Source organism: Acidobacteriota bacterium, assembly GCA_029861955.1.
Taxonomy (GTDB): Bacteria; Acidobacteriota; Polarisedimenticolia; order Polarisedimenticolales; family Polarisedimenticolaceae; genus JAOTYK01.
This window is the reverse complement of sequence record JAOTYK010000017.1, coordinates 59,008-81,823: the sequence shown is the minus strand read 5'-3', so window position 1 is coordinate 81,823 and position 22,816 is coordinate 59,008. Positions and strand designations below refer to the sequence as shown.

Annotated in this window: 19 protein-coding genes and 1 pseudogene; 4 read left to right on the top strand and 16 right to left on the bottom strand. The window is 65.0% G+C overall.

The genetic code is table 11. The annotated features are described in order from the left end of the window. Positions 1 to 269 precede the first annotated feature (269 nt). Positions 270 to 1,532: a hypothetical protein gene (locus OES25_10385; GenBank protein MDH3628049.1), complete on the top strand. Its 1,263-nt coding sequence runs from the start codon at positions 270 to 272 to the stop codon at positions 1,530 to 1,532. Between the two features lie 169 nt (positions 1,533 to 1,701). Beyond that, positions 1,702 to 2,280: a DUF2867 domain-containing protein gene (locus OES25_10380; protein MDH3628048.1), complete on the top strand. Its 579-nt coding sequence runs from the start codon at positions 1,702 to 1,704 to the stop codon at positions 2,278 to 2,280. Between the two features lie 4 nt (positions 2,281 to 2,284). On the opposite strand, the gene OES25_10375 is transcribed toward OES25_10380, so the two are convergent. After that, positions 2,285 to 3,553, bottom strand: a complete 1,269-nt coding sequence (locus OES25_10375; GenBank protein MDH3628047.1) for a PQQ-like beta-propeller repeat protein — start codon at positions 3,551 to 3,553, stop codon at positions 2,285 to 2,287. Next, the gene (locus OES25_10370) at positions 3,526 to 4,443 is read right to left on the bottom strand and encodes a PDZ domain-containing protein (GenBank protein MDH3628046.1); all 918 of its coding nucleotides are present in this window, start codon (positions 4,441 to 4,443) and stop codon (positions 3,526 to 3,528) included. The genes OES25_10375 and OES25_10370 overlap by 28 nt, the downstream gene beginning before the upstream one ends. 361 nt (positions 4,444 to 4,804) lie before the next feature. Between OES25_10370 and OES25_10365 the strand changes: the two genes are divergently transcribed. Beyond that, positions 4,805 to 6,064, top strand: coding sequence for a hypothetical protein (locus OES25_10365; GenBank protein ID MDH3628045.1), 1,260 nt, complete (start codon positions 4,805 to 4,807; stop codon positions 6,062 to 6,064). A 141-nt stretch (positions 6,065 to 6,205) separates the two neighbouring features. Further along, positions 6,206 to 7,471 carry a PhoX family protein gene (locus tag OES25_10360; GenBank protein MDH3628044.1) on the top strand — a complete coding sequence of 422 codons (1,266 nt, stop codon included), beginning with the start codon at positions 6,206 to 6,208 and terminating at the stop codon, positions 7,469 to 7,471. A 228-nt stretch (positions 7,472 to 7,699) separates the two neighbouring features. On the opposite strand, the pseudogene OES25_10355 reads toward OES25_10360, so the two are convergent. From OES25_10355 to OES25_10290, 14 genes and pseudogenes are all read right to left on the bottom strand, one after another. Continuing rightward, positions 7,700 to 8,677 (bottom strand): annotated as a pseudogene (locus tag OES25_10355) (thrombospondin type 3 repeat-containing protein). Positions 8,678 to 8,881: 204 nt separating this feature from the next. Next, complete coding sequence (locus tag OES25_10350; protein MDH3628043.1) at positions 8,882 to 9,697, bottom strand: lysophospholipid acyltransferase family protein; 816 nt, start codon at positions 9,695 to 9,697, stop codon at positions 8,882 to 8,884. A gap of 146 nt (positions 9,698 to 9,843) precedes the next feature. Beyond that, positions 9,844 to 10,986, bottom strand: coding sequence for a DUF4388 domain-containing protein (locus tag OES25_10345; GenBank protein MDH3628042.1), 1,143 nt, complete (start codon positions 10,984 to 10,986; stop codon positions 9,844 to 9,846). A gap of 178 nt (positions 10,987 to 11,164) precedes the next feature. Beyond that, positions 11,165 to 11,743: a cytochrome c family protein gene (locus tag OES25_10340; GenBank protein MDH3628041.1), complete on the bottom strand. Its 579-nt coding sequence runs from the start codon at positions 11,741 to 11,743 to the stop codon at positions 11,165 to 11,167. A 70-nt stretch (positions 11,744 to 11,813) separates the two neighbouring features. Then, positions 11,814 to 12,980, bottom strand: a complete 1,167-nt coding sequence (locus tag OES25_10335) for a c-type cytochrome (GenBank protein ID MDH3628040.1) — start codon at positions 12,978 to 12,980, stop codon at positions 11,814 to 11,816. Then, positions 12,980 to 13,240 carry a hypothetical protein gene (locus tag OES25_10330; GenBank protein ID MDH3628039.1) on the bottom strand — a complete coding sequence of 87 codons (261 nt, stop codon included), beginning with the start codon at positions 13,238 to 13,240 and terminating at the stop codon, positions 12,980 to 12,982. The genes OES25_10335 and OES25_10330 overlap by 1 nt, the downstream gene beginning before the upstream one ends. After that, positions 13,237 to 14,604, bottom strand: a complete 1,368-nt coding sequence (gene nrfD / locus OES25_10325) for a polysulfide reductase NrfD (protein MDH3628038.1) — start codon at positions 14,602 to 14,604, stop codon at positions 13,237 to 13,239. Before nrfD ends, OES25_10330 begins: the two co-directional genes overlap by 4 nt. 4 nt (positions 14,605 to 14,608) lie before the next feature. Next, positions 14,609 to 15,295, bottom strand: coding sequence for a 4Fe-4S dicluster domain-containing protein (locus OES25_10320; protein MDH3628037.1), 687 nt, complete (start codon positions 15,293 to 15,295; stop codon positions 14,609 to 14,611). Continuing rightward, entirely contained in the window at positions 15,295 to 17,727 is a 2,433-nt protein-coding gene (locus OES25_10315; GenBank protein ID MDH3628036.1) for a molybdopterin-dependent oxidoreductase, read from the bottom strand. The genes OES25_10320 and OES25_10315 overlap by 1 nt, the downstream gene beginning before the upstream one ends. Then, entirely contained in the window at positions 17,702 to 18,214 is a 513-nt protein-coding gene (locus tag OES25_10310) for a cytochrome c family protein (GenBank protein MDH3628035.1), read from the bottom strand. Before OES25_10310 ends, OES25_10315 begins: the two co-directional genes overlap by 26 nt. Positions 18,215 to 18,241: 27 nt before the next feature. Beyond that, positions 18,242 to 18,733, bottom strand: a complete 492-nt coding sequence (locus OES25_10305; protein MDH3628034.1) for a cyclic nucleotide-binding domain-containing protein — start codon at positions 18,731 to 18,733, stop codon at positions 18,242 to 18,244. Positions 18,734 to 18,745: 12 nt separating this feature from the next. Further along, positions 18,746 to 19,186 carry a hypothetical protein gene (locus OES25_10300; protein MDH3628033.1) on the bottom strand — a complete coding sequence of 147 codons (441 nt, stop codon included), beginning with the start codon at positions 19,184 to 19,186 and terminating at the stop codon, positions 18,746 to 18,748. Between the two features lie 181 nt (positions 19,187 to 19,367). Further along, positions 19,368 to 20,747, bottom strand: a complete 1,380-nt coding sequence (locus tag OES25_10295; GenBank protein ID MDH3628032.1) for a sigma-54 dependent transcriptional regulator — start codon at positions 20,745 to 20,747, stop codon at positions 19,368 to 19,370. Further along, positions 20,747 to 22,684: an ATP-binding protein gene (locus OES25_10290; GenBank protein MDH3628031.1), complete on the bottom strand. Its 1,938-nt coding sequence runs from the start codon at positions 22,682 to 22,684 to the stop codon at positions 20,747 to 20,749. The genes OES25_10295 and OES25_10290 overlap by 1 nt, the downstream gene beginning before the upstream one ends. Between the last annotated feature and the right edge of the window lie 132 nt (positions 22,685 to 22,816).

Sequence of the window (22,816 nt, the reverse complement as noted above, 5' to 3'; positions counted from 1 at the left end):
GCAGGCCTATCCGAACCTACCGGCGGATGTGGTCTTCGAGAACGAGCGACTCGTCAACTCCGAAGACCCAATTCAAAGTCTGTCTCCTCAGGTTCTTGAACCCCCAGAATCAGCATCCGTCTGACCTACCGTGGGGATGATCGGCGTATATTGACGCATAAGCACGGCTCACTCGGCGTCCGTTGCCCCCAACGGGGGGAAGCCGCGCGCCGAACAACGGAGGACAAGCTATGTGGGGAAGAATCGGTTTCTTGGCGTCTTGTTCCGCGATGGCACTGGTTGTCACGGTCTCTACAAGCGTGGCTCAGGGTCCGGCGCAGGGCGGATGCGGCGAGACCGTCAACGCGCAAGGTGAAACGGAGACTTCGATCCAGTTATGCATGGGCGGGCTGCTCGACGAGCAGGAGATCATGATCGACGCGCTCGAAACGATGGAAGTTGAAATGCGGGCGATCCACGCGCAACTGGTGCGTGGGAAGCTCATGATCCCAGGCCAGCTCAGGCTCATGCGGAACGACACGGAAGACATCCAGATGCTGCGGGACCAACTCGATCGCGGTCGGCAGGACAACCTTGCTGTCGAGGACGCGGATTATGACGGTGCGTTCGAGATGGCGGACCAGAAGAAGGGCAAGGACTGTAAGTTCTCGGACCGGGTCTTCTTCGAATCCCTGGAAGAAGGAGAGTTTCCACCAGGGCTCAAGCCATTCTCGGGAAACTCGTTCGATATGAAGTTCGGAGACGGCAAGTGCAACGTGTTCAAGGCGCGGATCGACGACCCTAATGGGCCGGATGACAACGAGATGGTCCGCGTCAACGAACGAACCGAGAACATGTGCGAGCGAGTTTGCGAGGACCGGATGGGTAACGGCAGTGCTTCCGGATTCGCCGCACCTCCTCGACCGAGGAAAGAAGAGAGAAAAGAGCGGGCCGTGTTCGCAATGAACGACAACATCGACGCGGCGGTCCGGGCGAACGAGCAGCTGAAAACCGGGGTCGCGAGGATGTCCTTGGTAAAGCGCCAGCTCACCAGGTTTGCCTCCCGCAAAGCGAGCGGCGACGAGGATAGCTGCGAACCCTTCGACGCGGCCAGGATCCTGGACGAGTTGGCCTCGGTGGTCGGCCTCGCGAAAAACGCCGTCGGCATCGTGACCGCCTCTCTGGAACTGGTGAAGGAATCGGTGCGACCCGCTACCAAGCAAGACGCCGTGGGCGCGAACGCGTCGGTGGCGGAGACTGGGATCTCCGTGCCGGTCGGGATCTCGAAGCTCATCGAGCAGGCGATCGGGTTCGATGAACAGCTACTCAAGGTAGCTGCGCTGATCGCGGGACGCGTCCAGGACGTCGCTCAGGCCCTGTGCGTGCAGCGGGTGGACACCGGGGTGGCGGACCTGCAGGTTAAGGCGGGCGAGACGTCGGCGATGCTCGAGGCGCTCGACACCAAGGTCGATAACCTGAGTGCCCGCCTGGACGAGGCGATCCTGCTTCTGCTGACACCTCACGGACAACGGCCTGGTTTTCCGAACAATTGACGCACCTGAGAAATTGACAACCGATTCGGCCCGCCGCCTCTTGAGGTGACGGGCCGTTTTGGGCGCGGCCCTGAGTCTCCAGCGGGTCGGCGCCTGCAGCATGCTCCGATACGCCCAACGTACGCGATCTGCTCCCGTAATGCGTGAGGTGGTCGACTATACTGCGTGCGTGCCCCGAGTCGATCCCGCCGAGTACCTGTCGTTGACCTTGCAAGTGGCCCCGTTCGTTCGGGGTTTTCCCCTCCACGACGTGTGGCTCGTCGAGCTGCAGGGCTCTTCCGGTTGCACGTTGCAGGATCTGCGGAATCTCATGACGGCGGAGGGTCGTCGTTCCCTGCCTCTGCCGGTTCGAGGCCTGTTTTTTCTCCGATCCCTTCTCGGTAGGATCTTCCGGCTCGATTCAAAGCCCGACAAAGAGCTCGAGCGAACCTTGATCGAAGGGGTCCCGGCAGAGTTGGCCGGTGCGTCGCTGCTGCCTCCCGGCACGCCGCAGGGACCGTTTCAAACCTTGTATATTCTGCCCGACGAGGCCGCTTATCAAGCCCTGAACGCGACCGTTCACGCCATCCTGAGCGTCGCGATCGCACGATCCAATTCTGGCCATCGTTTCTTCTGGGCCACCTACGTCAAGCCCGTCGGGCGCATCACGGCGGTTTACATGCGCCTCATCGATCCGTTCCGTCACGGTGTCGTGTACCCGGGGTTAGAGTCGTGGCTGAAGCGCGCCTGGCTGAACAGGGCCAAGTAGACCCCTAGCCCAGGTTTACCGCCAGAATCTGTGCGTTGTCGCGCACATACATCGTCTTGCCGACGATCGTCGGTACGGTCCACGCGACTCTTTTCAATAACTGGGTCTTGCCGAGCACGACCAGTTTTTCGGGTGTCGCGCGGGCGAGGTACAGCACACCGTCCTCGTCCAGGATGATCAGCTTCCCGTCGGCCTCCACGCAGTTGGCGCGGCCAAAGCCTCGTTCGCGCCACCCGATCTCGCCGCTGCGCAGATTGACCGCGGCCATGAACGACGGCCCCATGGTCCCGGTCGATCCGTAGACCCAGTCACCGTCGCGGATCGCCGAGCCGTGGTAAAACTGGATCCTTCGCGAGGACCAAATCTCGTGAACTTCCATCGCTTCACCCTGACGAACCAGGCGTATTCCCCGGGCACCTGCCTGAATGGAAGAGAGAAAGATCGTATCCCCGTCCACGACGATGGGCATGCTGATGTTGTGACCCCACTGGTTGGCGTGGGCGTAGCGCCAGCGCAATGCTCCGGTTTCGGGGTTAACCCCGATCAACTCCTCGGCCATGAAGACGAGGAGCTGAGTCTCACCGGCGATCTCCACGATGCGCGGTGACGAATGGCTGTTCTTGAAGTTGAGAGCCTTCCACTTCGCGGTCCCGGTTTTTCGATCGAACGCAATCAGACCGGCGTTCTCGCCACCGACGCTCACGATGACCGTGTCTTTGTAGGCCACCGGGCTCGACGAGTAGCCGTGGGCCCGGACGTTCCCCCCGAGGTCGCCATCCCATAGCTCGGCGGTCCAGACGACCTCGCCGTCAATTTTGTTCAGCGCGTGCATCCGGCCCGCAACGCCGATGGTGAACAGCATGCCGCCGGAGATCAATGGCGTCGAGCGGGGACCGGCGCCGTATCCATAGACGTGATCCTGCGCGGGGGAGTGCTCGTAGCGCTGCTCCCAGACCGTCTCGCCGGTCTTGGCGTCGAGGCAGACCACAGCCTCCTTGTCGCCCACGCGATACATCGTAAACAGACGGCCGCTCTCGACGAGAATCGCAGAGTAGCCCTCACCCAGATCGCGGCTCCACAGTTGTTCGGGGCCGTCCTCGGGCCAGCTTGTCGCGAGCTTCCCGGCCGGGGCCCTGAAGTCTTGACTCGGACCGCCCCACTGGAGCCATTCGCCGGCCTGCGCCGCGACCGGTGCGAACGCCAGAAGAACCGATACGAGGATGAGCCCGCAAGCTCCGCGCGTGGTCACTCGACCACCGAACAGTCGAGCCATTCGCTGTTGAGACGATTGACGCAGACGGGACGATCGTGACACGGACCTCGCGAAAAGCCGTCATCGATCATCGGGCAGGATTCGCCGTCGAGCGTATCCGCCGTGCAACACGCAACGAAAGCCTGATGCTCGGCCGCATCGACGTTCGTCCCGCACTCTTTCAGCAGGGCGGCCCTGCACGCCGCTTCGTCACTCGCTTCACCTTTCTTCGAGTAGCGGTCGAACACGGATTGCTCTGCGCACTTCTTCCAACCGTCGTACTGGTCCAATTTCAAACCCAGTGACGCGCCGAGCTGTTCCTCGCACCGTTCGACCTGGGCTTCACCGATCTCGGTGAGCAAGTCGAGAGCCGAGCAGTGGACCTTGAACACGTTGTCGCAGTACTTGACCGCATCGGCCGGGGCCATGCGCTGCGTGTCGCCCTGGACGCATTCGAGCGTCGACGCGTAATCGTCTGCGAAATCGAGGCCCAGGTCCTCGATCATCGCCTCGATCCGGTAAGTTGTATCAATCCACTCGAGGCACTCGACCGTTGCTTCGGTGGGTTCGCCGTCCGCGCTGCCCGCGCCTCTCATGATGGCCAGCCGGACGCCGATCGAGACGCCACCGTCCGGGCGCTCACCAAAGGTCAGCGAGAGAGCGACCCTCTCACCCTCGCGCTCGACGGCCAGCGGTACGGTGTCTCCGGGTTGGTGCGCCGCAATGACTTCCTGAAGATCATCCTGCGACGCGATTGTCTTGTCGTCGAGTTCGATCAGGTGGTCGCCATCCTGCAGCCCGGCCGCCTGGGCGGGGCTGCCGGAAACGACGGAATCGACGACGATCGTATCGGCCGCGACAGGGATCGTCGCAAGCAACAGCAGGGCCGCTGCGAGAACTGGTTTCACCATGAAGAATCCTCCTCCTTCGCCTAAGTACCGACAGAGAGCAACTAACGTACCAGTACGCGAAACACCGAAACCGGGTTCTGCGGGCGACGCCCCACCCGAATTGGATCAAAGCCACCTCATTTGCGGCAAAAGGTAAATCCCGCCGGAACTCCGAAGACCCAATTCTAGGCGAAATCTCCAACCGGACAGCACGTTCAACGCCGAGCTCGGGAGCGTGCCGCCGTTTGCCGTTTCGATCGATAGTGCCTCACGATCTCCGGCCAGGCGAGCGGCTACAACGCCCCCTGCAGGGGGGGCAAGGCCTCTGGTAGGAGCGGTCGGGTCTCACATTTCACTTAGACGCTGCTAATGTGACACCAGGATGAACGTTCGCTCCATCGCGGATTGGCTCCAGGAATGGTCGACTCTTTGGCCAACCGAGAACCTCGGTCGTGGGTTGAAGGGCCTGTTGGAGATCGTGCGCATGAAGTTGACGACGCTTGCGGTGATCACCTGGCTAACGGTGACGGCTCTTTCCTGCGCGGTTACCGATGCGGTTCCCCAGGTGCGGTTCACCGACGACTTCGAGGGCGACCTCGTCGGATGGAGGCTTCTCGGCGAGCATGCGATTCGAACCGTGGACTCAGGGGACCCCGTACACGGTCGAGTGCTCGAGCTTCAGCCAGACGGCAAGGTCCTGGCGCTGATCGAAGGCTCCGACCAGTGGGGTGGGCTGTCGTTGGCGGGCGAGATGCTGTTCCCGGACGACGCCGACAACTACCTCGGCTTCGTCTACAACTACACTGAGTCCAACTCGCGATCGGACTTCGGCAGCCTCTACATCAAGGGCAACGGCAGTTACATCCGCGCCAACCCATGGCGCGACGGCAACGTCTCGCGACTGCTCTACGAGGAATACAACACCCCGCTGACAGGAGACAACGCGATTCGGATCGGCGAGTGGCGGACGTTCAGGGCGGAGATCGTCGGCAACGAGATCCACCTGTATGTCGGCGACATGTCCGTTCCCCGGGTCACGTTCGACCTGTACGAGCACGCGTCCGGGCTCGCCGGGTTCGGCCCGCGGATCGTGGGTTACCCGGTCTGGATCGACAACGTGACCGCGACTTCGATCGCGGGCTTCAGTTACACCGGGCCCGCGATCCCCGGCATCGAATACGAGGCGTCGTCGCTGTTGACCGACTGGCAGGTGATCGGGCCGCTCGCCCGTCCCGACGAAGCGTTCGAACGCGCCAACGACGAAGGGCATCCCTGGAAGCCGTTCCGGACCGACGCGCGCGGCGCGGTGGTCACGGGCCGCTTGACCGAGTACGAAGGCGGACGGTCGGTGGCCTACTTTCGAACGACGATCGAGTCGGAGACGCAACGCGACGCGGTGCTCCACATCAGCACGACCGACGAGCTGGCGTTATTCGTGAACGACCGGTTTCAGGGTTTCGTCTACCGCGACGGGTATATCTCCGGCGACAACGACTGGAACGCCTGGCATGACTTCTGGAAAAACCCGGAGCACGAGGGCAGGAAAGTCGGTCTCGAACTACAGCCGGGAGCGAACCGAATCGTGTTCCGCGTGCGCAACGGTCAGTTCGCGTCGGGTGGGTTTTTCGCGAAGCTGGAGTAGCCGGCCGATCCCGGCGTCGATGGCGGCCTGGGCTACCGTCTCGTTGCCAGGCAAGAGTCCCCGGTCTCGACGAATTCTCCGACACGGTACTCAAAACAAGCGTATGTAAGAGAGCGACACTGATCCGACGAGAGGTGACACATGGACGCCCGGAACTCTGCTCTGGCCATCGGCCTCCTCGCGGCGTCGGTCGTGGTGGTTGCGGACGATCCGCTGATCGACCTCCCGCCCGGCTTCCACTATCGCGTCGTCGCCGATGAGAGCACGGTCTATAGCGACGGGACGCCGCGGCCCGGCGATGCCGACGGCATGGGTGCGTTTCCCGGGCCGAACAACACCACGATTCTCGTGGTCAACCACGAGTTGAGCCCCGGCGAGCCGCCGGTCGTCCCGCCGGTCGCGGGGCACTACAATTCAGGCGCCAGCGGCGGAACGTCGATCATGCAGGTCGGGCCGAACCGCAAACTCCTGCAGGCGTGGGTCAGCAGCTCCGGAACCACACGGAACTGCGCCGGCGGCGTGACGCCGTGGGGCACGTGGATCACGGTCGAGGAAAGCCTGTCGCCGATCGGCGGTGTCAGTCACGGATGGGCCTTCGAGGTCGATCCGTATGCCGCGCTGGACGGCGGTACGCCACGCCAGGTTCGTCTCGACGCCCTCGGCCGGTTCTACAAGGAAGCCGCGACGGTCGATCCCGGCAGCCTGGCGGTGTACCAGACCGAGGATCTTGTCGATGGGTTGTTCTATCGTTTCGTGCCCGCTCCAAACACCCGGCCCTGGGGTTTCGGCGCCTATGCGAACGCAGCGGGCCAACTGGAGGCCCTCTACCTGCCGGAGCTCCGCTTTGCCAACGCGGCGCAGCAGGGCGACGTATTCCAACCCGAGTGGGTCGCGGTTCCCGACCCCGACGGATCGCCGACCGCGACGCGCCGTCAGATCTACCTCGACAACGACGGCACCGTTGTCCGTCCGACGGTGTTCTACCGCGGCGAGGGCTCGTGGTGGAGCGACGTCGAGAACGCGGTCTACTTCGACGCGACCGGTGGAGGCGGGAGCGGCCATCGCGGGCAGGTCTGGCGCTACGAGCCTTCAGCCAACCGTCTAACACTCGTCTACGAGAGTCGCAACTCCGGCATCCTCGACATGCCGGACAACCTGCTGGTCCTGCCGTGGGGCGACGTGCTGCTCTGCGAGGACGGCGGCGGCGAGAACTGGCTACGCATCCTGACGATGGACGGCACGATCGTCGACTTCGCGCGCACGACCGTGTCGGAGTTTGCGGGTGCAACCTGGAGTTCGAGCCCGGACACGCTGTACGTCAATCTCCAGGGACCGAGCATCACGCTCGCCATCTGGGGTCCGTGGTCGCGTCTGTTCGATACAGGGGCACGCCGGCGGTCACCTTAGTCGGGAGTGATTATGTGACCCAACCAAACTTCGCCGGAACTCCGAAGACCCAATTCGAGGCGAAATCTCCAACCGGACAGCACGGCGTTCCGCTATCGATCCAGCGACTCGGCGTGTGTGGTCCAGGCCACGAATGTCTGTCCGTGTGGAGGTAGTAACGTAGAGCGGTCAGGTCTCGCATTGCCGCATCGAGTGCTTCCAAAAAGAACCTGATTCGGGTCTCGGTTCCTAGGGACAGTCGACGCTGATCGACCCGTCATTCCACGGCCCGGGCCCGCCGCAACCATCGTCCACCCCGCGAAGCAGGTAGAACCAGCTTTCACCGGGCAGCGGAACCACCGACTCGACATATTCGAGGTCCGTCGGATCGGGATCTTGGTGGGTCCAGCAGACGGCCCCGTTGGGATTCACGACGCTGCCCCGCAGGAGGTCGTAGCGGTCAGCGAACGGCGTGACCGGCCAGACGAACCGTGTCGCGCCTCCTCCCATCGTGTCCGCAAGAAGTCCCGCGGCCTCCGGAGGCGGCCCCGCCGTCGCGTCGAAAGGATCACAGTCGCAAGCGTCCCCGACCCCGTCGCCATCCGCGTCGAACTGTTCCGTGTTGGCCACGAACGGGCAGTTGTCGACATCGCCACAGACGAGGTCGGAATCGATGTCTTCGTCGGCGTCGCAGGGACAGACCTCGCAAGCGTCGCCCATCCCGTCGCCGTCGCAGTCGTCCTGCCCGGGGTTCGGGATCGTCGGACAGTTGTCGTCCCAGTCGCAAACTCCGTCGGCGTCAATATCCGGACAACCACAATTGTTGGTCGGGTCCATCGGGCAGGGATCGCAGGCGTCACCGAGCCCGTCCAGGTCCTGGTCCACCTGGGCCGGGTTGTAGAAGGTCGGACAGTTGTCGACGTCGGCGCACCAACCGTCCGCGTCGATGTCGTTGAGCGGATCGACGGGACACGGGTCGCAGATGTCCCCGAGGAAGTCGCCATCCGTGTCGATCTGGTCCGGGTTGTAAACGGTCGGGCAGTTATCGTTCGCGTCGCAGATTCCGTCCGCGTCCGCGTCGGGGCACGGGTTGCAGTTGTTCGTCGGATCACCGGGGCAGGGGTCGCAAACGTCGCCGATGCCGTCGGCGTCGGTGTCGAGTTGGAGAGGGTTCACGGTGACCGGGCAGTTGTCGACGCTGTCGGGGATGCCGTCGCCGTCGATGTCGCCGCCTGCGTGGAGTGCGGTCGAGACCATGAGTAGCGCCAACGCGCAGAATAGCGTCGAGTGAAGCTTCATTGTTTTGTCTCCCGTGCCTGTCGGGATTTTACCGCGAAGGGGCATTTGGGATAGGGTCTTTTCTTGCCTTACGGATTTGGCTTTCTATAGTTGGATTTTGCTGACCGACAAGACTCTCAGGAGGGGTCAGGCCTAGGGTTTCTTCCACCGATCGTGGAGCCACAGCCAGCTGTGGGGTCGCTCCCGGATGCTCGTTTCGTAGAATTCCTGGATCGTCCTCGTGTCTCGCTCGATGTCCCCGATCATCGGAAGCGGTCCCGAAAAGCGTGCGGTGTGTCGCCCAATGCCTGTACGCCAGTAGCACAGGCCGTAGACCGGTGCGCCGCTTCGCTCAACGGCGACTGCAACCGCGGGGGTCGTCCACGCCGGGCGGCCGAAGAACTCGATGGGGATCCCACGCTTGTAACGCTGATCCAGCAGGAACGTCACGATGCGCCCGTTGCCGAGGGCGTCAAGGATCGCGTCGAAGGAACCTCTCGGCGGCAGCAGTTCCATCCCGAAGGCCAGCCGAATCTGCTCGACCAGATCCGCGGCGGCCTTCACGCCCGGCGTCTTGACGACCACGGTGGCGGGCAGCGACAACTGGCGGCAGACCATCGGACCCAGAAGGTCCCAGGATCCGAAGTGGCCTCCGATGAGTATCGCGCCCGCGCCGCTCTCGACCTGGCGCCGGATCGGTTCGCAGTTCTCGAGGGTCAAGTCAACGCACGGCTTTCGCGACTCTCGAAAGAGTTCGAGGTATCCCATGACCAGCTCGGCGGCCATCCGGCGCAGGTTGGGCCCCGGGGGAAGCTCGGGAAAAACCTGGCGGAAGCCGGAAATGGCGACGGACTTGCGGATGGGCAGGACCGTCCACCAGAGCCAGGCGAGGCCCCACGAGAACCACCACCCGAGTCGAAGGGGAGTCCGGGCAAACACCCAGACGAACATGATCAGTACCGTGGTCATCTCGACAGCTCGTACGGCATCCCGGTGCATTCGGACACGCAATGGCTGCCGATGGTAGCTCTTCTCACTGGTGAGAGGTTGAAGAATGCAGCCAGGGCATCTCCCCATGACGAGTGATCGGGTGTACTGGCTAGATTTCCAAGGACTCAGGAGTCGGCTGCGACGGTCTCGACGATGCTCGGTGCGGGGTTTAGGTCGATCAGCTGGCGCTCGAGCAACTGTTTGAATGCGGCCAACACCTCGACGGGGCGCAAGGGGACGACCCACATGATCGACTTGATGTTCTTGATTCCGTCTATCCGTTCCAGCAGGTGAGATTCGGCATGGCTCAGGCCTTCCGTTGCGAGCTCTTCCAGGGGTCGACGCAGCCGGGGTACGTCTTCCGGTTGCAAGCCTTCCTCGTAGGTCTGGACAACGAACTGGGCCTCGGCGTCGCCGAGGATGCGCTTGATCGTGGCGTCGTTGGGGTTGGCTTCGGCAAGCTGACCCAGAAGCTCGACAGCTTCAAGCGCTTTCCCCTGTTCCAGTAGCTCGCCGGCGCGTGCAAGAGCCGGCTCCTGATCGATCAGTACCGGCGGCACCGACTTGCCGTGGCCGATGCGCACGCAGTCGCTCTCATGTAAAGCGTGTAGCAGTTTGTAGGCGGCATATTCCGAGGTGTGCGCCAGCAGCACGATCTCGCCCAGAGTTCGCCGGCCGTCGATCGCGTCGTACAGCTTGTCCATCATCGGCTTTGCCAGTTCGTCCGACTCCGGCAGCTGCTCGGTGCGTTCGAGAATGATCTCCGGCGACGTGAAGACGGCGCGCATGCGCGTCATCTCGTCGAGCCGGCGCATGCCGTCGAGCAGGACCTCCTGTACATTGAGGTCGACCTCGATGCGGCCCTCTGGCGCGGTGACGTCGGGCGTGAACTCGAACGAAGCATCTTCCCAGTCGAAGAGCCCGTGGATCGTCTCCATCGCCTTCTCCTCGACGATTTCCTTCATGCGACCTTCGGTGGCCACGCCCATCTCGATCAGGATGAGCCCGAGACTCTTGCCTGACACCTCCTGGCGACGCAGGCCCTCGCTCAGCGTCTCTTCTGTGATGTGTCCGCGAGAGATGAGGAACTGACCCAGGAAGACCGCGGGGTCATCGGAAGTGCAGGCGATGATGCGCCCTTCGCGACAGTAGATGTCACGGCTCACGCCTTTCCGAGCGACCCGCAGGCAGCCCGTCTTTTCGGCGTACATGATCCACTGAAGTAGATCCGGCAGCGACATGATCGCCAGCATGCCTGTCAGTTTCAACGCGGGCTCCTAATAATGCTAAGGGCAAACTTAGGCAACCAGGGATCAGCGGCCAGGAAAATCTATCCGCACCCTGCCGGAACTCCGAAGACCCAATTCCAGGCGAAATCTCCAACCGGACACACTGAATTCGAGCGCCGGGCCCGCCCTCGGTCAGTCGGCCGGTCGCAGCGTCAACTCAGTGTGGGTATCTCAGCGGGAATTTCTCGTGTGTCCCTTCCTCTTTCCTGGCGTCAAAGTCGAAGACGTAGTCGTCACCGACAAAGGGGCTGTCTGTATTGTGACAGCCCTGGCATTGTTCTACCGTGATCTTGTCGACCATACCGACCGCCACAACGTCGGCCTTCTTGTACTCCTTATTCTTCAGGCTCATGTGCTCTTCCTTCGTGTAGGTCCCTCCCGGTCCGTGGCACATCTCGCAGCCCACGCCGAGAAGTTCGGGGGAGGACTCGACGTCGACGAAGCCGCCCTCTTCGCCGTAGCCGGTGGTGTGGCAAGGTAGGCATTCGGGATCCGTGGTGTAATCCTTGTCGGGATCAAGCCCTGCCGCCGACTTCGCCTCCGCCAAGACACCGGGTTTCAGCGTTTCGAAGGTTTTGGCCATCTTGGTCTCGGCCCACGACTTCCACTCCTTCATGTGGCATTTCCTGCAGTTCTTTGTTCCGACGTAGGCGTGCTCCTCTGCGAGGAGGGGCACGCAGATCAGCAACCCCACGGGTACCAGCAACAACGATGACTTGAGGACCGATCGATTCATGGGTTCGCCTCCTGGCTAGTTTCTTTGGGACGTTGACGTTGACTGCTTCGAGCAAGTAGGCCTGCGCGCGCTACGGCTCCACGGGCGCCGCCTGCCGCAGATAAGCAAACAGATCCCGTAGCTCCTCCCCGGTCAGCTCCGGCCACGGCCGGGCCTCGGCGAGAATCGCTCGCTTCATCAGGGAAGCGTGGTTCCACATCTTTGCCACCAGCGCCTCCGGAGAATCCACCACCCCGGTGCCGGCGAGTTCCGGGCCGGCGTGCTCCGCGCCGGTGTCGGAGTGACACCCGGCGCAGCCGTGTTCAACGTAGACCTGCGCGCCGCGCCCGGCGTCGCCGGCCGGATCGGTGAACGGTAGGAAGTAAAGGAACGCCACGAGGTCGGCAAGCTCCGAAGTCGTGAACGACGGCCAGCCGATGCCGCGCTGGCGCATCGTCGCGTTCATCTCGAAGGCGTGGTTCCACATCGTCCCCGCGATGCCATCGGCGGAACGGTGCAGATCCACCGCGCTCAGGTCGGGGCCCTCGTTCCCGCCGCGGGCGTTCTTGCCGTGGCACAGCGCGCACGCCTTGGCCGCGAACAGCTCCTGGCCGCGGTTGGGGTTGCCCGGCGCCAGCAGCACGCGTTCCCTCGGGCCGGGAGGGGCCTTCTGCCGGATGAACGCGCTCAGGTCGGCGAGGTCGCCCTCCTCGAAGCTCGCCGGGGATATCCCGCGCTGGCTCATCGTCGCGAACATCGCCGGGCCGTGGTTCCAGGTCGCCCGGGCGACGAACAACGGCGAGGGGAAGCGGGTCAGGTCGGCGAGGTCGGGCCCGACGCTGGTGCCACCGCCCACGCTGTGACAGCCCGCGCAACCGCGGGCGGTGAAGACCTTCTCGCCGGACGCCGCGTCGCCGGGACGGCCGAGGTAGTCGATGAAGTAGAGGAACGCGACGAGACTCGCCGTCTCCTTCTCCGACAGCTCAGGCCACGGCAGCTCGGCCGCCTCGAGGCTGACGCTCATGCCCGGCACGTGGTTCCACAGCGCCGCGCCGAGGTCGAGGAAGCTGCCGTTGAAGCTCGTGTCCGCGAGCCGCGGGGCGATGGCGTGCTCGCCGCCGGCGATGCCATGGCAGGCGTGACAGTGCTTGTTCTCGAAGACGAAGCGTCCGTCGAGCGGGTTGTCGGGCAGCGCCGGACCGACGGAGGCGCCGGCCGCCAAGATCGTCAGGGCCAGGACCGGAATTGTCGCCGCCATCACGGTTCCTCCTCGGTGCTGGCCCCGCGCTGAAGGCCGACGAAGACGTAGGTCAGCACGCTCGCCCCGGTCACGAAGACGGGGATTGCCACGATCGAGATGGCGAACGAAGCCGACGGCACGTCGTTCAGTCGGTAGGAGAGTCGCAGGAGGTGGAGGATCCAGACGCTGATGGAAAGCACGAAGACCCAGATCATCCCTACCGAGGCGATCTGCAACGCGTAGATCCAGCGCGGTGTCGGTGTCGGTGTCGCGTTCATGTCGCTTCCCCTTCCCCGTGGGCGCTGCGCACGGCGAGGTTCTCGGGTGGATCCGGCAGGTAGCTTTCGAGCCGTTCCACCGTCTCGGACACGCCCTCGTGCCGGCCCTCTCGAATCTCCCACACCGAGATCAGCGGGAAGAAACGGGCGAACAGCACGAAGCCGAGGATGAAGGTCGCCATCGCGCCGACGAACATCGCCCACTCCACCAGGCTGGGCACGTAGAAGCCGGTCGGGAACGGCAGCCGCGGGTTGGCCAGCGACGGAACGACGATGTTTAGGCGCTCCAGCCACATGCCGATGACGATCGCGGTCGAGGCGATGACGATGCCGGGGATCGTGCGCAACCGGCGGAAGCTGAGGAAGATCACCGGGATGACGAAGTTGCACGCCACCATGCCCCAGAAGAACGGCGCGTAGGGCCCCGTGAACTTGTACAGGAACACGCGCATCTCCGACGGCTCGTGGCCGAAGAACGCGGTCAGGTACTCGGAGAACGTGAAGTAGAACCACAGCAGCGACATCACCAGCAGCAGCTTCGACAGGTGCGCGAAGTGGATCTCCTTTAGGTAACGCTCGAGGTGGAAGATCTTGCGCAGCGCGATCATCACCAGCATCAACGCCGCGATCCCGGAGAAGATCGCGCCGACCACGAAGTACGGGCCGAAGATCGTCGAGTGCCAGCTCGGCTGCAGCGTCATCGCGAAGATGTAGGAGATGACGGTGTGGACCGACACCGCAATCGGGATGACCAGGATCATCAGGATGCCGACCGCGCGGTCGAGCACCGCCTTCTGCCGCTGGGTGCCCTGCCAGCCCCAGGATAGGAAGTTGTAGAGCCAGCGCGGCCGCACCCCGCGGTCGCGCAGCAACGCGATATCGGGGATCATCGGGATGTAGAGGTAGACCGTCGAGGCCATGAAGTAGGCGCTGATCGAGCTGACGTCCCACAGCAGTGGCGACTGCAGCCGGCCGGCGGTGAAGATGTTGAGCATCCGCTCCGGGCGGCCCATGTCGAGCACCGGGTGGAAGCCACCGATCGCCAGCACCACCACGGTGATCACCTCGGCCATGCGCGTGATCGGACGCCGCCACTCGGCCTTGGACAACCGCAGGATCGCCGAGATCAGCGTCCCCGCGTGGCTGATGCCGATGAAGAACACGAAGTTGACGATGTAGAAGCCCCAGCCGACCGGCTGGTTAAGACCGGTCACTCCCAGGCCTTCCAGGATCTGGCGGGAGAAGATCACCCAGCCGCCGAGGATGATCATGAGCATCAACGTCGTCATGACTCGGAACCCGGAGCCGGCCTCTTCGATGGGGCGCAGAAGCTCCAGGTCCTGGTCGTCGTAACCTGCGCTCATCGGCTCACTCCTTCTCACCGAGGTAGAAGACCTTGGGCGACGTGCCGAGGTCGGCGTGCTGGCGGAACGCGCGGGGGCTGCGCGACAGCCTGCGGACCCTGCTCTCGGGGTCGTCCAGGTCGCCGAAGGTGATGGCCCTAGCCGGGCAGCTTTCGGCACAGGCAGTGGTGACGTCGCCGTCGGCCAGGGCGCGCCCCGCCGACGCCGCGTCCTCGCGCGCGCGGACGATGCGGTGGTGGCAGAAGGTGCACTTCTCCACCACGCCCTTGGGCCGCAGCGACACGTCGGGGTTGACCGCTTGCTCGATCTCGCCGGGGCGTTCCGGCTCGTACCAGTTGAAAACCTTTGCGTTGAAGGGGCAGGCCGCCATGCAGTAACGGCAGCCGATGCAGCGGCTGTAGATCTGCGCGACGATGCCCTCCTCGCTCAGGTACGTGGCGTGGACGGGGCAAACGAGCGCGCACGGCGGGTTGTCGCACTGCACGCACATGTGCGGAATGTAACGAACCTCCGCCTCTGCCCCGGCGCCCGACACCTCGGGCAGCAGCTTTAGCCAGTGGAACGCGCGGTCTTCTTCGAACGTCTCCGTCGCACCGACCGCGGCGAGGTTGTTTTCGGTGTGGCAAGCGGCCATGCAGCCGCCGCACCCGGTGCAACGGTCGAGGTCGATCGTCATGCCCCAGCGAGCCATCAGTGACCTCCTTCGGGCGGCGGCCCACCGTGCGGACGGCGGCGTAAGAGTCGTAGGCTCACGCGGGTCGCGCCGGGGCTGAGGTTTCCGGAGAGCGGGTCGCGGACGTCGCCGACCAGTTCCATCGGGTTGCCGCCGATGCCGGCGGCGGCGCCGACGGGCTCGCGGTGACCGAGTCCGACCGGCACGTGCACGACCCCGGGGGCGGTTCCCGGCCGCACCTTGACCACCGCCTCCAGCGCTGCGCGCTCGGAGCGGACCTCGACCTCGTCGCCGTCTTCGAGATTCTGGTCATGGGCCGTCTCGGGGGCCAGCTCGGCCCACGTGCGCCAGCCTTCGAACACCGGGTAGCCGAACATCTCGAGCACCATCGGCGAGGCGATCCCCAGGCGGCCGCGGGCGGTGATCGGCCGGAACGGCGAGAGCACGAGTTCATCTTCTCCGACGGGTTGCGGCGGTTCGAAGTGTGGCAGGCAGGCCTCGTCATCGGCGGCGGCGAGGCCGAGCCGTTCGACACCACGGGCCAGGTCGCCGTCGCCGAGCTCGCGCAGGCGCCGCTCCAGGTTCTGCGAGTGGAACTCGAAGCGCCCCGACGGCGTGGCCAGCAAGCGGTCCCAGTCGCCTTCCGCGCGCACGGGATTCCACCACGTCGCGTGTTCGGCGAGCTGGGCCCAGACGCCTTCGGAACCGCGGCGCTTGGGGAAACGCCAGCCTCTCTTCTCCATGTACTGGACCCACGAATCCTCGAACTCGGAGGTGATCACGGCGCCCTCGCCGGAGATGGCCAACCCCTCGATGCGATGCTTCAGGTAGCTCTCGTAACCGTCCCAGGGAAGCGCCTCGGCGGCGTTGCCGCCCAGTCGCCGGGCCAGCTCGATCAACACGTCTGCAGGGTGACGGGTGTCGAACAGCGGCGGCTCGACGACCGGCGCGCCGAGGCCGAGCACGCTGAACGGGACGCCGGCCGGTGTCGTCACGGCCTGCCAGGATTCGAGAAAGACGGGACCCGGTAGGACGATCTCCGCCGCCGCCGCCGTCTCGTCGCGGAACGGGGTGACGGCCACGACGAGCGGGATGCGTTCGAGGGCCTGGCGCAGCCGCTCGCCGGCCGGGCTCTCGTGGAGCGGGTCGCAACTCATCACGAACAGCGCGTCCAGCGGCCGCGATCCGTCCAGCACGCCGTCGGCGATCTCCGCGATCGGGTCGTCGCCGAACGCGCCGCCGGCACCGGCGGCGAACGCCGGGGACGGCGCCTCCGACACCAGCGGCCGAAGCGGGATCGTCGACGAGAGCGTCACGCCCCCGGGCCGGTCGATCGCGCCCAGCAGCGCGTTGAGGGCGTGCGTCGCCATGCCGGTCCAGGTGGCGTTGCGGCCGGAAGCCGCCTCGCCGCCCCAGACGGCGACGGGACGGGACGCCGCCGCGAAGCGCCGTGCGAGGTGGATGATACGGGAAGGTTCGCAGCCGCACAGCTGCGCCGCGCGATCCGGGTAGTAGCGTTCGAGCAACAGCCGCCGGAAACCGATGCGGCTTTGGCCGTCGTCGTCCGTCCAGTCCTCGAAACCGAAGCAACGGTCGCGGACGAAACGCCGGTCGTAGCGACCCTCGCGCACCAGGACGTGCGCCAGGCCGAGGGCCAGGGCGGCGTGAGTGCCGGGGCGCACCAGCACGCGTTCGTCGGCGCGCGAAGCGCTCGGCGACAAGCGCGTGCCGACGTGGATCAGCCCGGCGCGCTCGCCGTCGGGCCGCGAGCCGATCAGCGCGGAGATGGCGTGTAGCGGCGCGGGCCCGTCCTCGTAGAGGTCGAGTCCGATGGAGAGGACCATGTCGGCACCGCCCAAGTCGAACGCGGGTGACTCGCCAAGTCCCTGCATCAGCGCGTAGGGAAGCGATGCTGCGGCCCCAGGACGAACCAGGCGGTCGGATCCGAGCGAGCGCAGGAAGCCAAAAGCGAGGTCGTCGAACAGGCGTCCCGGTTCGCCGGTCAGGATGGCGACGCGGGAACTTCCGCCAAGCCGGTCGGCGATCTCCGCCAGCACGTCGTCCCACAACGCTTCCTCGAACCCCCCGCCGCCGCCACGTCGCAACGGCGCCGTCAGGCGGTGCGGTGCGTACAGCACGTGCAGGCCGGCCTGGCCGACCGGGCACAGACCGCCGCGGTTGAGCGGGTGGCGGGGATTGCCCTTCAGACCCACGGGCACGCCGTCGACGAGCCGGACGCTCAGGCCGCAAGCGCCTTCGCAAAGACCGCAGATGCTCGAACGGAAGGTCTCCAGTCCGGGCCCTCTCAGGGCAAGCTCGACCAGTCGGTCCGGGACGGACCACTCACCGCAGCCGGCCAGGCCGACCGCACCGGCGCCGATGCCGAGGAGTTTCAGGAACTCGCGTCGGTCCGTCCTGGCGCGCTCACTTGTGGCAGAGCAGGCAGTCATTCGAAACTCCGTTCTCGTCGTGACAATCCATGCAACCGTTCATCGTGATCCGAACCGCGGGCCGGCTGACGGGCTCTTCCTGCTCCTCCATCGCTCCGTGGCACTCGGTGCAGTCGATTCCCGCGATCGCGGTGTGCCGGCGGTGCGAGAAGTAGACGTGGTCCGGCACGCGGTAGACCTTGCGCCAGGGGATCGGCTCGCCGGCCTCGATGTGCTCCACGAGCCGGGCCTCGTCTGGAGATTCGGTCTGCGCCTCCTCGTGGCAGAAGCCGCAGGTCTCCAGGTTCGGGATCGTCGCGCGCACGCCGCTCTCGGCATAGAGGTGGCAGTCCGTGCACGCGCTGCCCAGATCGGTCACGTGCAGGCGGTGGCTGAAGGCGATGGGCTGCTCGACGGAGGGCCAGGCGAGACGAGCGACAGCAACTCCCGCGACCGCCAGCCCGAAGATCACGATCAGCGCGATCGTCAAGCGTAACGATGTCTTCACCGATCTCCCCTCCTCAACTGGGCGCGGCTAATGCTGGGGCGGCAGTTGCTCCCCTTCGGTGATCGTCCGCTGTAACTCCCGGGCCCACAGGGCCTGCACGGTGAGAAGCCGCTCGCTGATAATCTCGGCGATCCTGCACAGGACGACGCAGCCGAACTTCGGATCCTCTTCGATGAGGCCGAGCAACGCAGAGCGCTCGAACGCAGCAACGCTGGCGGTGGTTGCCGCACGCGCGGACAGGCGGAAACGATAGGGTTTGACGAAGGCCGACCAGCCGAGTGTCGTGCCCGCGTTCTCGGAAGCGATGGCGACCTCGCGAACCGTTCCATGAATCGACAGCGGGACGCAGATCTCGAGGGTCCCGTCGAGGACCACGAAGACGTGATCCGCCTCCGCACCGAGGTCGAACAGTTTTTCGCCCGGCGTCAGCTCTCGACGCTCGGCGAGTTGCTCGATCCGACTCAGGTGTTTTTCGTCGAGGTTTTCGAAAAGTTGGCAGTCGCCCAGTACGCTCCTCACGATATCACTCGCCTACTGGAGCGGTGTTTCGGTTTTCGGGTTCGAAAACAGGCGCTCCAGGGATGGCCGCGCGACGAAGGCCGTCGTCGCAGCGCTCTCGCGCTGAATATGACGCCCGAGATCGCCGGCCATGGCGTCCACGTAGGCGGCGTAGCCGTCGCAGATCCCTTCCTTGGAGGGCTGGCTCGCGAACCGGGAGGCGTCCGCGTATTCGAGCCGCAGGCGCTGCTCCAGTTGGGCGATGAGATGCGCCGGAACCAGCGGCACCTGTTCGGCAGGAGCCGTCTCTTCAGCCTTGGCGAAGAAGCGCGGCTGCTGCAGGACCTGCCGCGCGGCCTGCGTGGTTTCCGACGTCGCTCTCTCGGCTTCGATGCTCCGATACCCGATATCCAGGATCAGGTACATCCCGATGAAAACCCCACCCGTGAACAAGAACAGCAAAAGACCTTCCATGACTCACCCCTCCTGGTCGACGTTCTTCATGTCGGACGTGGGGTTGCAAGAGGGATGCCACTGAAAAAGGGTCCGTTTGGTTGGCTTGCGACAGCGGCGGCCCCCCGGGGGCGGACGCAATGTCCGGCCGGCGTGGACATCCTGTCCGGTGCCGCATTTTAGATGCCGGTCCGCGGTACGATCAGGCGTCGTCCGGTGGCGACTCCTCGTACTTCTTGAGCAACCGGCGGAGGTTGCGCTCGCTGATCTCGAGCCGCTGGGCCGCCTGCGAGCGGTTTCCGTCACAGGCTTCGAGCACGGAGAGGATGTGCCGGCGCTGGACCTCGCGCAGAGCGACGGGTTCCGGCCCGTCCGGCGTTGCCAGGGAGGCTCCGGCGGCGCGCCGGATCACCGCGGGAAGACCCTCGGGGCCGATCTCCTCGCGCTCCGCCAGGACCATCGCCTGTTCCATTCCGTGGATAAGCTCGCGTACGTTCCCCGGCCAGGGGTAACGCTGCATCAGTTCGACGGCCGCGCCACTGAAGCGCGCCGACAGCGACAACCGGCGGTTGAGGCGTTCCGTGTAGTGCTCCACCAGCACCGGGATATCTTCCGTGCGCTCGCGCAGCGGCGGCACAGTGATCGAGAGCGTCGCCAGCCTGAAGTAGAGATCCTCGCGGAAACGTCGCTTCGAGATCGCCGCCTCGAGGTCGCGGTTGGTGGCCGACACGACGCGCACATCGACCGCGATCTCGCGGTTCCCACCGAGATGACGGAAGCGTCCCGTCTCCAGGACTCGCAGCAGCTTAGCTTGGATCGTGGGGGGCGTGTCGCCGACTTCGTCGAGAACCAGCGTCCCGCCGTGGGCGACCTCGAACAGACCGTGCTTCGCCCGTGTCGCGCCGGTGAAGGAGCCGCGCTCGTGACCGAACAGCTCGCTGCGAAGCAGGTCCTCGTCCAGCACCGCGCAGTCCACCACCACGAACGGCGCGTCGGCGCGAGGACTCTGGGCGTGCAAGCGGGCGGCGACCAGCTCCTTGCCGACCCCGGTCTCACCACGGATCATCGTCGTGGAGTCCACGACGGCGATGCGCGAGATCCTCTTGCGCAAGCGGTTGAACGCGGGACTTGTCCCGACCATCCGCGACTCAGCGTCGGGAGGCGAATAGCCGTCCTGGAGAACCCGCTGGCGCCGCACCAGCGCCAGGTGTTCGTGGGTCTTCTGGACCGCCAGCTCGACTTGGGCCACCTGGCAGGGTTTCTCCAGGTAATCGTGGGCGCCGAGGCGGATCGCCTGGATCGCCGTGTCGATCGTCCCGTGCCCGGTGAGCACGATGACACCCGACGGTAGGTTTCGTTCGCGGATCTTCCCCAGCACCTCCAGGCCGTCCATGTCGGGGAGCCGCATATCGAGCAGGATCACCTCGGGGATGTCCCGGCAGGCGACGGTCACGCCATCGCCGCCCGTCGGAGCGACACTCACGTCGTGTCCGAGGCGAGACAGCTCCGAGCCGAGCACCTGGCGGAAGGTCTCGTCGTCGTCCACCAGCAGGATTCGTCGCGACTCCGTACGTTCGGCCATCACGGGGCCTCCGTCACACAGTGAAAGACGATCTCGAAACAGGATCCGACGCCGACCTCGGTCTCCACGAGGCGAATGTCCCCGCCGAAGCGCCGCATCAAGGTCCGGGACAGAAACAGACCCAGGCCGGTCCCCCGCGGCTTACGGCTGCGGAAAGGCTCGAACAGATGCCGGCAATCCTCGGAACGGATGCCGCTGCCCGTGTCGCGGATAAGCACGCACGTTTTCTTCCGGTCCATCGCGAAGCTCACCTCGACCGTTCCGCCTTCCTCACCGCACGACTGGATCGCATTGATCAGCAGGTTCAGCACGACGTGCTGCACGAGCTCGGCGTTCGCGCGCACGCTGGGGTTCCCGTCCGGCGCTTCGAAGCGTAGATCGACGTTGTTCTCGCGAGCGGTCGGCCGGGTGAGCGAGACGGTTTCGGTCACGTGTTTGCCCAGGTCGATCGGGTCGATCGACGGTGGAACACCCCGTGAAAAACGAAGGAACTGTTCCGTCGTCTTGCGGCAGCGCAGTACCTGCTTGCGAACGATCTCCGCCGACTCCCGGATCGAGGGCAGCAGGTCGGCGGGAGAACCGGCGGGGGCGGCCTCGTCGATGCGGCCGATGACGGATTCGGCCGACATCAGGATCGAGGCCAGCGGTGTGTTGACCTCGTGAGAGAAACCCGAGGCGAGCGTCCCCAGCGAAACGAGCCGCTCGATCTCCGCGAGGTGCTCTTCTTCTTTAACGCGTTCGGTGATGTCCCGCCACACCTCGACCACCTGCACGACCTCGCGCCGGCTGTCGAGCACGGGCGACGAGTAGACCTCCTCCACCCGCTCGGTCTCGTCGGTCGCCGACGAGGTACGGAACGTGGCTCGCTGCATCTCTCCGGTCGTCAGGCAGCGGGACCCCGGGCACTCGTCCCCGTCCTGGCAGCACGGAAGCACCCCCTCGACGGCATCGTGGCAGAGCTGGGTTTGCAGCACGTCCGGCGTCTTGCCGACACGCCGCGAGAAGGACTGATTGCAGGCCACGATCCGTCCTTCCCGGTCCAGCACCACCAGCCCGTCATCCAGGCTGTTCATCACGCTCGACAGCTGGGCTTCCTGCTGATGTACCTCGGCGATCAACTCGGAGACGGAGCCGGCCATGTTGTTGAAGTCGTTCGCCAGGATCGAGATCACGTCGTTCCCGCCCGTCGGCACCCGTTCGGAGAAGTTGCCGGCGGCGATCGAACGCGCCGCGCTGCCCACGCGCGCCAGTCGCTGGAGGATCAACGAGCGGACCAGAAGACCCACGCCGCCGAGCAGCAACAGGGCAAGCAAGCCGGCGCCGACGACGATGCGGGTACGATCCCGACTGAGCTGGGCCTCCAGCTGATCCAGCGAGATGTCCAGCAGCAGCATTCCGTTGTACTGCTCGTCCGGTTCGTGACAGGTGTGGCACTCCGGCCGGTTCTCGATCGGCTGTACCGCGCGAAGGATCCCACCCTCCTCCTCGTCCAGCAGGATCCAGCGATCCCGTTTCAGTGGGTCCTTCTCGTGGCAAACCAGGCACGTCGGCGATTCCTTGGGCAGTTGCGACCCGACCCTCGAGGACTCGCTCGAGATTCGCACCTCGCCGTCATGATCGACGATCATGATGCTCCGCACCTCGGGGTGCGCGGCGATCTCGCTCAGGATGGTCTCCAGCAACGTGGTGTCGCGCTCCATCATCCGGTGCCGCAACGCCGCCTCGAGGATCCGGTTCTCGGATTCCGCCGCACTTCGCCGCGCCTCGATACCACGATCGTATTGCCGCTGGGACAGCACGTAGAGCCCCGCGGCGAGCGGGACGACGACGAACAGGGTGATCCCGACGGCCAGCCGGACCGTCAGCCGGTCGACCGTAATCCCGAAGATCCGCGCAGGTGTCGGCCCGTCGACCGAGGATTCGCGTGATCCGGTCATCGCGTCACCTCACCTTTCGCGGCCTCGCGGCCGCAGGGACATCGTTACCGGGAGCATACTTCAATGGGGTCCGGCAAAACCAGACTGCGCGCGGAGCGGCCCTGCCTTGATCCCTCGTCGTTCCGGAATGTT